This is a genomic window from Pseudomonas sp. GW822-FHT03F08, assembly GCF_058801265.1.
Genome location: NZ_JBXANC010000002.1, coordinates 141,746 through 153,745, shown reverse-complemented (window position 1 = coordinate 153,745; position 12,000 = coordinate 141,746). Strand labels below are relative to the sequence as shown.

Genomic DNA, 12,000 nt, shown 5'->3' with positions numbered 1-12,000 from the left:
ACTTAGACACGTGTCAAACCCATCAGGTTTTATGGAGATCCAGGCACACCTTTACGTGTGCTGTCAGTCCATTGAAATCTTCATATGCCAAATCTAAATAGCCAGGATCGACTCGTTCGAGGTACTGCCAGACGGGAAGGTTCACATTCGCGGCCTGACGCTTGAGCAGGCCGGTGCGTTCGAGGCAAATTTCCCAGTTGGTGCCTGGCAGGGAGTCTCTGATATGGGCAATCAGCAGCCAACGCTCATGGCCTTCATAACTTGAAACAGCCGCGTCCAGGCGTTTCATCGTGGCATCGTCTTCCTGTGCGAAACGAAAGGCCACCCAAGGTAGACCGCCAGGAACATCTACAAATTCGCGACCATTCCAGGTCTGGGCTATCCGCGAACCGTATCGCCTCCATGCCAGAGCCCCCAGATCCTCGAGGACATTCAGCAATTCACCTTCGGGACGCTGTATTCGCAAGACATCGCCACCTGTCATTTTTTTGAGCCAAATAATTGATTACCCGCTTTTTTACACTGTGTATGAAGGAATGCAACGCGTATTTGTATTGGATAGTTAGCAGCCAATAGCGACCATGGCCTTCCGGCCGACAGTCGTGTTGTGTCAATGTCCGCTTCTGGCCGATAGCGGACGCTCGCAACGAGCAACGCGGTCATGAATCGCACCTTGATAGGTAAGCTGACTCAAGTCCCTCATGTCAATTATCCGCGATTTACACAGCCACGTTTAAAGTCACCAGCCGTAACTTCCCCAAGGCTACAACGCCTTGCGTCATTGCCTACGACTACGCCAGAATCCGCCGGCTTGTGCGTCTACGGCGCGGGTCTTATCGTTTCCCGGTCACTGAAAAATCAGTGACGGGGTTTGGTAGCCCCGGATTATCGTAGGTTGCATATGCATCATGATGTGCAGTGCCTGAAAGGCTCGGCGTCATGGTGGTCATGCACAGGGCGTCTTCGGGCGCGCCGGTTCCTACGTCCCGGTCTACCAACCTGAGCATGGCCGCCACCCATCGTTTGGTAGCGAGAGTGTCGGCTCCCATTTGACGATGTAGGAGTTTCACCATGATCAAACCAACACCCAACCCACCCGAAACCGACCCAACCTCCCCCTACGAATCCCCCAACTCCAAAAAACTCCACGACGCCGCCGAGCGTGCGCTGGATCACTACCTCTTCCCCGCCGCCGGGGTCATGTCGTCCTGCAACGAGCCCGAGCGGATGTACCTGGCCAATCCGAAGTACAACACCGAATGCCTGCTGGCCAATGCGAGCGAAACCCTGAGTTCTGCGAGCGAGATGCTCAGTAACTTCGCCGCCCTGCTCGATCCCTCGAACCGCAAGACGGCGCTGGGTATCGCACAAGTGGTGATGATTGCCGAGCTGGCGGTAAATCAGGCGCTGGATCACGTCGAAGTCGCGTAACCGGTCGACTCCTGTAGGAGCAGTCGGTGACTGCTTCTACAGTGCGATTTGTGTGGGACGTCTAACGCCCATTCAGTTTTCAGAATGTTGCATCATGAGCGTCCATGACTTGCGTCAGGCTCGGGTACCATTCGCGTCACTCAATCGGTGAAGTCTCGATGAATAGCTCTGGTGCTGCGCAGGGTCTTAGTAGAAATGGGGTCGTGGAGAAATAGATGAAACGGTTGTTCCTTGGGCCCCTATTCGGAGTGCTATTTGTCTTGTCCGGTTGCGCAAAGGCCGAACCGCACTGTGAAGATTTTCTTGCAAAACTCAGCGACAAACCTGAGTTTGTTGAGCTTCTGGAGTGCACCCAGCACAACCACATACAAGGAAAACCTTTCGTTGCTCGCTACCGAGTAAAAGGCCTTGATGCACTTGAAGCTGAGCGATACATGAATCAGAGCTTCGGTCTGCCAAAGCTTCAGCACATGTGTTGCGGATGGGATTCAGCACCGTTCTTCTATCGCGATAAAAAAACACATGTGGGGTACATGCTGGGTATGGGATCCGAAGAGACGCCAATAGACAAACGGGATTCGTGGTCAGACATAAAGTATTTCTACATCAACGTGTCCCTCTTCACTGAAGACACCTAAACACAACGTCGCCCGATTCGGACCAATCCAAAAAAGCGGTTGCTCGTCGGAGGAGTTTTCGCATTGGGACATTTTCTGAGTGAGCCGCAGCTGTCCGAAGTCAGAGCTGCACTCTCCTGGCCATTCAACGACTTTCCGGTCGAATATGACTATATCGCGGATAAGGTTAGAGACATCGATCCTGACGTAGTTTACGAAATCCTTTATGAAGAGGTCGCACCGGTTTGTTTCACCAACCTTGTGGCAGCCGTCCCCCCGGTATGGACGGGGTTCGATCCCGATTTACTCAGAGTCTCGATAGAGGAAAGGCTGGCAGCAAGAAAACGTAACTGGTTTCGCAGGCAGTTCGATAAGGCATTGGTTCGTTGGCTGAAATACAACTACGACTACATCTGGAAGGAAATCTCCTCCAGACTTTGAATGCAGTCGGGAAAAATCACAGAGGCTCTGTCAGAACCATCAAATGAAACTAAAACCACTCCTCATCAGCCTTCTCTGCTGCATCAGCCCCCTGTCCCACGCAACCGACGTTCCGATCAAAGAACACATGCCATTCGTAAACGCCCGAAAGGCCTTGATCAAAAATGGCTGGAAGCCGAACCCGACCTACACAGGTGAATACGGGGTCGAAAACATCCTCCAGAGAAAAGGCTTCACTGAAGTCGAGTCGTGCACGGTTGGTCTTCAATTCTGCAGTTTCAACTACGTCAGGAACGGCGTCTGTCTGGGCGTGGCGACTGTCGGGGAAGAGGTCGAGGACATGAAGATTTATTCCTGGGGCTTCAAATGCCCTGAGAAGGATTGAGGCTCTCTAAAACACCTCAATCCTCCTGTCGCCTCACCAAAACCAATACGGCAAAAACTTCGGCGTGGGCTCGATCATGAGTTCCAGGTGGTAGGTGATGGGGTTGAAGAAGAACATATCCAGTATCAGAAAGGCCCCTACCCCAAACGACAGCGTCATGAACTCACGGTAGCGATGCTCGGCGAAGTACTCGCGTTTGGCGTGGTAGAAGCTCAACAGCGCAAACAGTCCAAGGCCTGCGCCCAGGTAGTTGGGCTGCAATGGGACTTCCGCGAAGTTGTTGTACACCAGCACCGACAACAGCAGGCCCAAACCCAACGCCGGCAACTTGAGACAGAACTGCATCAAGCCGTTTTTGGCGCGTACGAATGCCGCTTCATGGCTGACAAAGAGGTAGGCGGCCAGCAGGGAAATGGCTGGGGTGATTGCCAGTATGTAGCGCGCTTTTTTGGAGCTTGGGATCGTGAACAGTACGAGCAGTACCAACAACCACCCAGTTAGATAAAGCAGCAGGTCGATGTCTTTATCGCGGGTCGAGCTGAAGAATAATTTGTACTTCTTCAGAATCACGCTGATGGCGTAAAACACCGTGAAGCCGTAGGTAAACAGGCCTGCGGAGAAGTAGAAGTAATAGCGCGGCGCGTGGTCGGAGCCGAAGCGCCCGATGCCCTGCATGTTCAGCACGTCTTCGAGGAACGCTTGGCCCCCTTGCAGGTACGCGGCCCATGCCAGCAGCACAACCCCGGCAGCCAGAATCAGGCCCGAGAGGAATGAAAACAGCAGCAACATGCGCCATTGACGGCTCAGGAAGTAATAAGCCCCGATGACACAGGCGGGCCCGATCAAGCCGATAGGCCCACGAAACGCAAAGCCCAGCGCCAGCCCCACGAACAGGAACACCAGGCGACGCGGGTCTTTTTTCAATTCGGCCGAATAGGCAACGTAGAAGCAGATCAACGTGAACAGTGCCGGATAGATATCAAGTGCCAGTGAGTTCACGCCGTCCAGAAAGGCCCAGGTCAACAGGCTGAAAAGTACGCCATACGCGCCCCACTTCTTGCTGTGCAACGCCCCGAGCCGATAAATGAATACCAGCATCAGAGAAGCGGCAATGCAGGAAGGCAGGCCCATTGAGAGTATGGAGACACGGCCAAACGGCAAGGAAGCCAGATAGACCAGTAAGGTATTAAGGACCGTATAGTCGGGATACGGTTTGAGGTCGTCGGCAATGGGAAACAGCGTGACGCCGTTCGCCAGCATGTAATCGGCGAAGTCGACAAAGCGTGTTGTGTAGTTGAGGACGGCAGGTTTGTACTGCAACACCATGAACACGGCCAGTGTCATGAAGAAAATGCTCAGGCATGGATTTCTTGTAATCAATCCCTTCAACATGCCTGCCCGCCAAGTGCGCTCTACAACAAGCGGGGCATCATATCGATCCATCGGTAACCCTTTAGTGAAGTTGTTCTTTTTGGCTCCAGTCCGGAAAGCGCGCTAACGCTGAAAATAAAGTCCTGCTCTCTGGAAAGTTGATTTTGAGCCTAGCCCACGACATGGACTATTCAAGCAGCACGCTCCCCAACACTTCCTGAACGAGACTAACGAAAGTCAATAAAAAGCCCGGCCAGACACCTTCGTCACTGACGAAGAGTATCGGGCCGGGCTGTGTACACAGTTCAGTTACTGTTATTGACGGTGATGTAGGGGTCCCAGTTGAAGTTCGAGCCAATCTGGTTCAGATCACGGTCGTACAAGGCGAAGGTAATGGTGTACCAGAGTTTTCCCGGTTTCTGCGCAATGGATTGCCACAAGGTGTAGACCACATCGGTTTTGGAAAGACCGCCGGCGACGCCATTGTTCAGATAGGCCACCACTCCGGGGAGGTTGTAGGACTGCGGTTGCGACATGGTGCCCGGGTACTCGCCGCCATTGCTGCCGCCGCTCTGGATACTTTTGATGACGGCGATACGGTCGAAATTGCGGGAAAGCGTCGTGGCACGCCAGCGGATGTTGTCGCCGGAGTTGACATCGAACCACAACTCGCTGCCGCCTTCGCCGGTGTCACCGCTGGCATGGCTGTCGATGGCAGAGCGCGTTACCAGCATGGAAATTGCGCCGGCCACATTGCCGGGATGGTCCAATAGGTAATCGGCATCGACGTTCACGAGCACGTCAAAGGTTTGGGTCGCACTGGACATTTTGCTGCTCCTTGGAGGAATGGCATAAACGACCGCGCCCGCAAAGGCTGTCCGGCTCATCCGGTCCCTGGATGCGGTCTGCGGAGAACAATAGGAGATGGCTTTATGGTGTCAACGTGCGATCAGTTGACGCGAAATAAACGCGGTGTGATGCGGACTGACCAAGGCTTTGATTTGCTTCTCTACTGGCCAATCTCGTCATCGTTTTCTGGATGTTCGCTGACTGCTTGAGTTGTTAAAGGCGCACAGTCATTGTCGGCAAGTGCCGCATAGTAAAAAGGGGACGTATCTATTTCCGGAAAAATAAATACGTCCCCTCTCAGCGCTATGTCGATCCGCATTGGGTTCCGGATATCGGCGGGTTAGTCCCTTTGGTCTTCCTCAAGCCTGTTGCGGAGCTGGTTCAGCACATTGTGGGTCGTCTGGATGTCATCGACGTCCAGCCCCTCCGAAAGTGTGTTGATCCAGGGCGCTTGAAGTTTCATCGCACGTTCGAATGCTTCTCTTCCGGCATCCGTCAGCACAACCAGCTGCGCTCGGCGATGGTGAGGATTCGGCTGAAACTCCAGCAGTCCATCCTTCACGAGATCGTTGACGATCCGCTGAACGTTCTGGCGATTCGCACCCATGTCGCGAGCAATCCATGAAACGGGTTGCGCCCGATCGGCATTGACAATCGTTCCCAGGAGCTGCCAGCGGGCACTTGTGAGACCTATTTCTGCTACGAGGCGATCGCCTGCCGTGATCATTCGTGCACTTGCTCGAAAGAGTTCAAGGACCAGATCAGTCATCGCGCGCCCAGCGGGGGTGTGGTTTGGCTTCTTCATGGTGCGAACCTTTCCATATTGACACCATGGTGTCAATTAACTAGAGTTTCGACACCTCGCACCACATTGTCATCATGTTTACAAACTGGAGGTCATCATGCTTTCTAGCTGAACCGTTACCCCTCCAGCGCCATGGCCATGCCGCATCTGTTTACCAAGGTCGCGGTGCCGAACATCTGTACCGCTTGAGTAACGCCCAATTGACTGACGGTATTCGATAAATGCTGAAACGACTCCACTTGACCGCCAGCATGCTGGCACTGTTTTGCATCGCCACTTTCTTTCTATCGACGATTCTTGTCGAAACCATGGGAGCCCGGCAGTCGATCGCCCAGCTCAAGCACCTGATCGTCAGCCCTGGACTTTGGGTGCTGATCCCGACGATGGTGCTGGCCGGGGCGAACGGAATGCTGCTGAGCCGATCACGGCAAGGACGCCTGGTGGGCTCAAAGAAGAAACGTATGCCGTTCATTTCCGCCAATGGTCTGTTGGTGCTTGTACCGTGCGCAATTGCGCTCAACCTATGGGCCGCCACTGGAAGATTCGACATGTGGTTTTACATCGTACAGGTCATCGAACTCATCGCAGGGGCCGTCAATCTCACGCTGATGGGGCTGAATGTGCGCGATGGCTTGCGTTTGAGCGGCAGGTTGCGGCGGGCCACACCTCACGGTCAGTAAACTCGGGGCATCCTTTGCTCTGGCACTCGGATCATGTCTTGCTACATGAACCTAAAGTGACACCCGCTCCAGAAACCTTTTGATCTCCAGCGAATACGCCCCTGGATGCGAGAACCTGAACATGTGCCCGGTGCGCAGCAGGATGACTTCCTGCGAACCCTTGATGCCGTTGAGGAGAACGCCTGCGGCGTCTTTGCCGATCAGTTTGTCTTCCTCGGGCGTCAGAATCAGTGTGGGCACGTCGATCTTTTTCAGCAGCGCCGTGTAGTCCGCTTTCTCGATCGAGCGCATGCGGTTGATGTAAGCCTTGTGGGACGTTTCCTTGATGAAGAAGGCGCGGCTCTTGCCGGTTGACCAAGGGATCTCCCCTTCCCTGTCGAACGCCGACGCCAACTGCGCGGCGTGAATCCGAAGGGTCATCTGTCGGTAGAACGGGCCGGGGAAGAATGGTGCAAGGGCTGCCAGAGTCTTTAGCCAGGGAGAAGTGATCGGGCTCCTGGCAAAACCGCCGGAGAGCACCAACCCTCTGAGGCCTTTTGGCTGCCGCGCCGCCACCGCGATCGAGGACACTGCGCCGTAGGAATCACCCACCAGCACGTAGTTTTCGAGGTCTTTCACCTGGTCGGTGATGAAATTGGCCAATGCTTCCAGCTCGCACACGTCGTCCGGCAAACGCAGGGTGCGCAAGGGGCGGTTCTGCAAGTGGGTCATCTGGTTCAGCTGCCACGGGGCCCCGGCGAAGCACGGGATCATGACCAAAGTGGGCTCTGTGCGCATGGGGTATTCCTGGCGGGTTGAATGAACGACAACCGAACTCTAGGAAGACCGACTCAGGCGATCCAATGGCTTTTACACAGTCTGTTGATGCACCAGATTCATGACGCCTCAGTCGGCGATCATCATGTTCGTGATCCACTCGATGGCGGGCTCGTTGGCGCGCCCTCGTGCTCGAACAACGAGCACCTCCCAGGTGGGGAACGCCAAGGGCAGTTCGAACAGGCTCAGTTGTGCGGTTTCTTGCAGCTGCAAGGCGACGCGCTCGGCCACCACGGCGATGGATTGCGACGCGCCGATCATGAACGGAACGGCCAGAAAACTCGGGCAAGTGACGCTCACCTTGCGAGTCCGACCGAGGCTCTCCAGCGCCTCGTCGACGGCGCCCCGAGCATCCCCGCGTGGCGAAACCAAGATGTGCGGCAGGCGCACGAAGTCATCCAGTTCCATGTGCATTTTCTTGCCGCGCTTGAGCAGCGCCGGGTGGCCCTTGCGCGCGATGCCGACGAAACGCTCCTGATGGACGAGCTGACAATCAAAACGTTGCGGAATCTGGGCGAAAGAACCCGAGCCCAGCACGATGTCCAGCTCGCCGGCGTCCAGTTGGCGTAGAGCGGATTCGCCATCGGCTGGTCTGAGCTTCAGCACCACGTCGGGCGCGGCGGCCTGAATTCGGGCCAGTGCCGGGGCGATGACGGTCAACACCGCGTGATCGGTGGCCGCCACGTTGAGTTCGGCTTGTAAACGGCTGGGATCGAACGAGCCCCGTGGACTGGCGACAAGCCTGACCGACTCAAGCACCGCCGCGACTCTCGGCATTAGCTCCGTGGCCAGCGGCGTCGGGGCAATGCCTCGGGGGTGACGGATGAACAACTGATCGTCGAAAGCGGTACGCAACCTCGACAAGGCGTGGCTGGTGGCGGACTGGGACAGGTGCAATCGTTCGGCGGCGCGACCGACATGTCTTTCGGCCCAAAGCGCCTCGAGCACCACCAACAGGTTGAGGTCGAAACGCGTCAGGTCCAGGGGCTTCATCCTGTTGTAGCCTTTTTGTTGATTGTTCGGCGCCACGATAGCGTGAGCGCCCTTCAATTGACAGGTATCGGCCGAGGCGTTCTGGAACGAGATCGGTTGGAACGCGTAACGACAGCGGCTGAAAATATGGCTAGTATTCCGGCGTTTTTTGCCAGCCTTCAACTCGGACGAAAGCTAATCCAGACATGAAAAGACCACCCGCCTTTCTTGCGCTCATTATCACTTTGTATGTCGCCTATTCTGTATGGCCAATCCTGTTTGGGCCTGCATCAAACAACCTGGGCTATGTAGCGTTTTCATTGACTGTTTCGCTTTTTGCTTTCTACGGAAGTGTAATTGCGTGCAATGTTCTGGCAATCGTATGCGCCATTGCTGCTCAGGGCGCTCTCGGCACAGCCATAGAAATCATCGATAGCAGCATCTATATGAGCGCTTTCTTGATTGCTGCCGCAGTGTTTCTGGCGCGCAGCGCTCACTATTTACTTTTCAGCAAGCGAGTTCACGAGTTCCAAGGAAAGTATGCTCAGTAAAATCCTGGATTGAACGGCAATAACGGAGAAGCAATGCCAGCAGAATTAAGTCAACACGATGGGCTGACGATGACCATCCTGCCATGCCCACGCGGTCGGTCGGGCTGTATTCAGGTTCGCCTCACTGGCACTGCGATGCAGGCAGAAATAACGTCGGAGAAGTTTTCTGCGGATATCCAGCAGCCGCTTGACGCGTTTTTTGCGTCGGTTGCGCAGATTAAGGTGGGGGTCGATCAAGATTGGCTTTCTGAAAGCCAGGACTTTTCTTTGTCCGCCACTTTGGATCCATTCTTTCCCGGGTTCATTTACTTGCGTGTGTACCTGGGCTCCACGTCCGATGACGCCTGCGATTGGCAGATGAATGGCTCTTTTTTGGTAACGCCTGAGCAGGTCAGTCAATTCGCCAAAGCGTTGTTGAGCATTTGACGGAGCACGAGGAATTGCCCGGGCATCCGATGGATGTTCCGGCCTTTCACAAAGCCTCAAGCTACGTTAGCGTGCACGTTTTTATGCCGGGAAGCTTCAATGAAAGCAGTGATGGAACGACTTGAAAAATGGTTGGAAACCAATATTCCTGAAATACGTGAAGATTTGGCGCCGGGATGTTCGGACGCTGCAATCGCCGAGTTCGAAAACCTGGTTGGCAGGCCTTTTCCAGAAAGCCTGAAGAATCTCTACAGGTGGCATGACGGGCAACGCGGTGCTACGAATTCAGGCCTTTTCTATGGTCTTGAGTTTCTGTCGCTGGCAAAGGCCAGGGAGAATTGGGAATCCTGGAAAGACATTATCGATGAGTGGTCGCCCGAGGAAATGACCGAGGGGAGCGCCTTCTGCACGTCTGGAACGCCCGACGCTGTCCAGGCGTTGTACGCCAACCGATACTGGATTCCCTTCGCCTACGACTACTGTGGCAACCATCTCGGCGTTGATCTGGACCCAGGCGCGCGCGGAACCGTGGGTCAGGTCATCAACTTTGGCAGTGACGAAGAGGATAAATACGTTGTGGCTACCTCCGTCGCTACGTTTATGGAATGGCTGGTTGATCAGCTCGAAAGTGGCAACTTCGCAATCAGTGAGGAAGATGATGGTTCGCGAAGCTTGAACACCAAGGTGCCCGAGTTGTTTCATTTTCTGGATGCGGTTCCCGTTCTGTTTGGGGCACAGCGTGCTGAGTGAGTCGGAATAAGCACTTAAAAGGGAACTGGTTTTTTTTCAAATAACAAATCATGCCCCTTTTTTCACTCCAGACGGTGCAACGTGCTCGAAATACTTCAAGAGGACGGTCATGTACGCTTTCGCGATTAGACAAGGCTATGGCAGCAACAAACTGCTAATTGAGTTCTATCCACAGCCATCGGATATTGGGTTCCAGGAGGCGCTCCGCCTGGTACTGGCGCCATTGGGATTCTCAGTCAGCACCACTGAGCATGGCATTTGGGCATCCCACTCCCATCTAGAAAGCAAGTTTGGAACTGTTCGAATTGATAGCGACTCTTGGAGCACGTTCGGAGAAGCCGACCAGTGTTCCGATAATGCCACTCTCAATAGGCAACTCATTTATGAGCTCGGTTCAATACTGACCACTAGCGAAGCGTTCCAAGAAGTTCCGTGGCATTGCGCTGGCAAGTCGGGTGACTAAATGCCTGCAAAGGGCTAATGAGTGTGGACAGCTATCGGCCATCTTCTACCCGCCGCGAGACAGAAGAAAACGACCCAACACAGCCGGTCGGCACCGCCCGAAGTGGACCAAAAGCGGGAGTTATCTGCTATGACAGCAATGACGAATTGGTCTGTGAGAGAGATTGTAAAAATATGAGCACCCAGGGAGGCACTGGACCAAAAATGGATTTCATCGTGGACTTCCTGTTCAACGTATTGGCTTACAAGGTTGGCGTTTTCGTGCTGCGCCTGCTGAGTGGCGGTCGTTTCAAGGGCGAAAGCGGTTTTGCCTGGGGCTGGGCACTCGTCGTCGGCGGTTTGGTGCTGTACACACCTTTTGTGGTTTTTATCGCCCTGCTCATTCATTACAGCGGCGGGTAGCTATCCGTCATTCGCGTCAACTTCTGAAGCGAGTGAAGCGTTTCATCGTCAAAACCCATCAATATCGACCTATAAAAATGAAAACATCAGTCTTCTCTTTACTGGCCATTTTGCTACTCACTCAAACAGGCCCTTCCTTTGCGGACAACCTCAACGGAAAGAATCTCTACTCACAGAGATGCGCCGTGTGCCACGGACCCGATATCAAGGGAACCGGGCCATTGGCCCATAAAAGCAATCCTCCGACACCTGATCTGACAACACCTGCCTTCAAGAAGCGGCTCAATGATTACCCGGGCGTGATCGTGTCCTCGATCATCCTTCGCCCGAACGGCGACCTGATTCCAAAAACCTTGCGCGAGAATGGTGTAAAGATCCCGCCGCACGCCTGGAGCGTCAGCGATTTTCGCGATTTGAATCAGTACATGAACGATGTCATTTCAAAAAAGCAGCACTAAGCCGGGCAACAGTACCCTTCAGCCTTGGTCAGTCTTTTTGTCGGTGCCTTTTATGTTTTCAATCAGGTCAACGACATAGTCCTGATTGAAGCCCGCCACGAATGACCAGAACAGCAACTTGGCGTAGGCCGCGTACCCTTCCGCATGTTGGCAAAAAATATCGTTGAAGATTTGCTTCAAACATTTCGGATCGTCGTCCGGAACGATCACCGGAAACAGATCGCCCCTGATAACGCCGGAAAGGAACAAGAGATACAACAGCCCCGCCAGTATCCCGCCGATGAATGAAGGCAGTATCAAAGCGAACCATGACTTGGCGAGGTTTTCGATTTCCGGATCGGTCAGTATCGACAGTCGTCTGTGAAACCCTACGTAGCCCCCGATATTCCCGGCGATACAAACGATAAAGGGCACTTTGTAGTCGGGCAGACTGTAAGTGACGGCAATCGCCAGCAACAACAGGGCTATGAAAATCCAGAATATCCGCTTCCAGATGATGTTGAGGTCGTCCTGACGATTCATGATCAGCTCCCTGATCCTGGCCATGTGTTGGTCTTCATGACGATAGACGAATCCTGTCGCAC

General features: G+C 54.2%; 17 protein-coding genes. 10 read left to right on the top strand and 7 right to left on the bottom strand.

The window, feature by feature from the left end; all coding sequences use genetic code 11:
- Positions 1-22 precede the first annotated feature (22 nt).
- Complete coding sequence (locus AC1RME_RS04555) at positions 23-484, bottom strand: hypothetical protein (RefSeq protein ID WP_493090585.1); 462 nt, start codon at positions 482-484, stop codon at positions 23-25.
- A 587-nt stretch (positions 485-1,071) separates the two neighbouring features.
- Between AC1RME_RS04555 and AC1RME_RS04550 the strand changes: the two genes are divergently transcribed.
- From AC1RME_RS04550 to AC1RME_RS04535, 4 genes are all read left to right on the top strand, one after another.
- On the top strand, positions 1,072-1,431 hold the full coding sequence (locus AC1RME_RS04550) for a DUF6124 family protein (RefSeq protein WP_096821752.1): 360 nt from the start codon (positions 1,072-1,074) through the stop codon (positions 1,429-1,431).
- A 215-nt stretch (positions 1,432-1,646) separates the two neighbouring features.
- Entirely contained in the window at positions 1,647-2,069 is a 423-nt protein-coding gene (locus AC1RME_RS04545; RefSeq protein WP_096821751.1) for a DUF4952 domain-containing protein, read from the top strand.
- Between the two features lie 63 nt (positions 2,070-2,132).
- Entirely contained in the window at positions 2,133-2,489 is a 357-nt protein-coding gene (locus AC1RME_RS04540) for a DUF7079 family protein (RefSeq protein WP_096821750.1), read from the top strand.
- Positions 2,490-2,532: 43 nt separating this feature from the next.
- On the top strand, positions 2,533-2,874 hold the full coding sequence (locus tag AC1RME_RS04535; RefSeq protein ID WP_255261947.1) for a hypothetical protein: 342 nt from the start codon (positions 2,533-2,535) through the stop codon (positions 2,872-2,874).
- Positions 2,875-2,907: 33 nt separating this feature from the next.
- On the opposite strand, the gene AC1RME_RS04530 is transcribed toward AC1RME_RS04535, so the two are convergent.
- The 3 genes from AC1RME_RS04530 to AC1RME_RS04520 form a co-directional block, all read right to left on the bottom strand.
- Positions 2,908-4,218: an ArnT family glycosyltransferase gene (locus tag AC1RME_RS04530; RefSeq protein WP_096821749.1), complete on the bottom strand. Its 1,311-nt coding sequence runs from the start codon at positions 4,216-4,218 to the stop codon at positions 2,908-2,910.
- A gap of 332 nt (positions 4,219-4,550) precedes the next feature.
- Positions 4,551-5,072 carry an AidA/PixA family protein gene (locus AC1RME_RS04525; protein ID WP_096821748.1) on the bottom strand — a complete coding sequence of 174 codons (522 nt, stop codon included), beginning with the start codon at positions 5,070-5,072 and terminating at the stop codon, positions 4,551-4,553.
- Between the two features lie 362 nt (positions 5,073-5,434).
- Positions 5,435-5,899, bottom strand: coding sequence for a MarR family winged helix-turn-helix transcriptional regulator (locus AC1RME_RS04520; protein ID WP_176504876.1), 465 nt, complete (start codon positions 5,897-5,899; stop codon positions 5,435-5,437).
- A 221-nt stretch (positions 5,900-6,120) separates the two neighbouring features.
- On the opposite strand from AC1RME_RS04520, the gene AC1RME_RS04515 reads away from it, so the two are divergent.
- On the top strand, positions 6,121-6,579 hold the full coding sequence (locus AC1RME_RS04515; protein ID WP_096821747.1) for a hypothetical protein: 459 nt from the start codon (positions 6,121-6,123) through the stop codon (positions 6,577-6,579).
- A gap of 51 nt (positions 6,580-6,630) precedes the next feature.
- Here the strand turns inward: AC1RME_RS04515 and AC1RME_RS04510 are convergent, their stop codons facing one another.
- Together AC1RME_RS04510 and AC1RME_RS04505 are read right to left on the bottom strand one after the other, a co-directional pair.
- Positions 6,631-7,356 (bottom strand): alpha/beta fold hydrolase, encoded by a 726-nt coding sequence (locus AC1RME_RS04510; protein ID WP_096821746.1) that lies wholly within the window; start codon positions 7,354-7,356, stop codon positions 6,631-6,633.
- Positions 7,357-7,464: 108 nt separating this feature from the next.
- Complete coding sequence (locus AC1RME_RS04505) at positions 7,465-8,388, bottom strand: LysR family transcriptional regulator (RefSeq protein WP_096821829.1); 924 nt, start codon at positions 8,386-8,388, stop codon at positions 7,465-7,467.
- Between the two features lie 185 nt (positions 8,389-8,573).
- Here AC1RME_RS04505 and AC1RME_RS04500 point away from each other — a divergent pair, with 185 nt between their 5' ends.
- From AC1RME_RS04500 to AC1RME_RS04480, 5 genes are all read left to right on the top strand, one after another.
- Positions 8,574-8,918: a hypothetical protein gene (locus tag AC1RME_RS04500; RefSeq protein WP_096821745.1), complete on the top strand. Its 345-nt coding sequence runs from the start codon at positions 8,574-8,576 to the stop codon at positions 8,916-8,918.
- A gap of 33 nt (positions 8,919-8,951) precedes the next feature.
- Positions 8,952-9,344 carry a hypothetical protein gene (locus AC1RME_RS04495; protein WP_096821744.1) on the top strand — a complete coding sequence of 131 codons (393 nt, stop codon included), beginning with the start codon at positions 8,952-8,954 and terminating at the stop codon, positions 9,342-9,344.
- A gap of 99 nt (positions 9,345-9,443) precedes the next feature.
- Positions 9,444-10,094 carry an SMI1/KNR4 family protein gene (locus AC1RME_RS04490; RefSeq protein ID WP_096821743.1) on the top strand — a complete coding sequence of 217 codons (651 nt, stop codon included), beginning with the start codon at positions 9,444-9,446 and terminating at the stop codon, positions 10,092-10,094.
- A 480-nt stretch (positions 10,095-10,574) separates the two neighbouring features.
- Positions 10,575-10,958, top strand: a complete 384-nt coding sequence (locus tag AC1RME_RS04485; protein WP_255261945.1) for a hypothetical protein — start codon at positions 10,575-10,577, stop codon at positions 10,956-10,958.
- Positions 10,959-11,035: 77 nt separating this feature from the next.
- Positions 11,036-11,416 carry a c-type cytochrome gene (locus AC1RME_RS04480; RefSeq protein WP_096821740.1) on the top strand — a complete coding sequence of 127 codons (381 nt, stop codon included), beginning with the start codon at positions 11,036-11,038 and terminating at the stop codon, positions 11,414-11,416.
- Positions 11,417-11,434: 18 nt separating this feature from the next.
- On the opposite strand, the gene AC1RME_RS04475 is transcribed toward AC1RME_RS04480, so the two are convergent.
- A complete protein-coding gene (locus AC1RME_RS04475) occupies positions 11,435-11,938 on the bottom strand; it encodes a hypothetical protein (protein WP_096821828.1) in 504 nt (167 codons plus the stop codon).
- Positions 11,939-12,000 lie beyond the last annotated feature (62 nt).

Bases quoted from the DNA above. Each gene is read 5' to 3' on its own strand.
- AC1RME_RS04490 (WP_096821743.1), top strand. From the start codon at position 9,444: ATGAAAGCAGTGATGGAACGACTTGAAAAATGGTTGGAAACCAATATT.
- AC1RME_RS04475 (WP_096821828.1), bottom strand. From the start codon at position 11,938: ATGAATCGTCAGGACGACCTCAACATCATCTGGAAGCGGATATTCTGG.
- AC1RME_RS04485 (WP_255261945.1), top strand. From the start codon at position 10,575: ATGAGTGTGGACAGCTATCGGCCATCTTCTACCCGCCGCGAGACAGAA.
- AC1RME_RS04545 (WP_096821751.1), top strand. From the start codon at position 1,647: ATGAAACGGTTGTTCCTTGGGCCCCTATTCGGAGTGCTATTTGTCTTG.
- AC1RME_RS04530 (WP_096821749.1), bottom strand. From the start codon at position 4,218: ATGACACTGGCCGTGTTCATGGTGTTGCAGTACAAACCTGCCGTCCTC.
- AC1RME_RS04480 (WP_096821740.1), top strand. From the start codon at position 11,036: ATGAAAACATCAGTCTTCTCTTTACTGGCCATTTTGCTACTCACTCAA.
- AC1RME_RS04525 (WP_096821748.1), bottom strand. From the start codon at position 5,072: ATGTCCAGTGCGACCCAAACCTTTGACGTGCTCGTGAACGTCGATGCC.
- AC1RME_RS04505 (WP_096821829.1), bottom strand. From the start codon at position 8,388: ATGAAGCCCCTGGACCTGACGCGTTTCGACCTCAACCTGTTGGTGGTG.
- AC1RME_RS04510 (WP_096821746.1), bottom strand. From the start codon at position 7,356: ATGCGCACAGAGCCCACTTTGGTCATGATCCCGTGCTTCGCCGGGGCC.
- AC1RME_RS04515 (WP_096821747.1), top strand. From the start codon at position 6,121: ATGCTGAAACGACTCCACTTGACCGCCAGCATGCTGGCACTGTTTTGC.
- AC1RME_RS04550 (WP_096821752.1), top strand. From the start codon at position 1,072: ATGATCAAACCAACACCCAACCCACCCGAAACCGACCCAACCTCCCCC.
- AC1RME_RS04495 (WP_096821744.1), top strand. From the start codon at position 8,952: ATGCCAGCAGAATTAAGTCAACACGATGGGCTGACGATGACCATCCTG.
- AC1RME_RS04535 (WP_255261947.1), top strand. From the start codon at position 2,533: ATGAAACTAAAACCACTCCTCATCAGCCTTCTCTGCTGCATCAGCCCC.
- AC1RME_RS04500 (WP_096821745.1), top strand. From the start codon at position 8,574: ATGAAAAGACCACCCGCCTTTCTTGCGCTCATTATCACTTTGTATGTC.
- AC1RME_RS04520 (WP_176504876.1), bottom strand. From the start codon at position 5,899: ATGAAGAAGCCAAACCACACCCCCGCTGGGCGCGCGATGACTGATCTG.
- AC1RME_RS04555 (WP_493090585.1), bottom strand. From the start codon at position 484: ATGACAGGTGGCGATGTCTTGCGAATACAGCGTCCCGAAGGTGAATTG.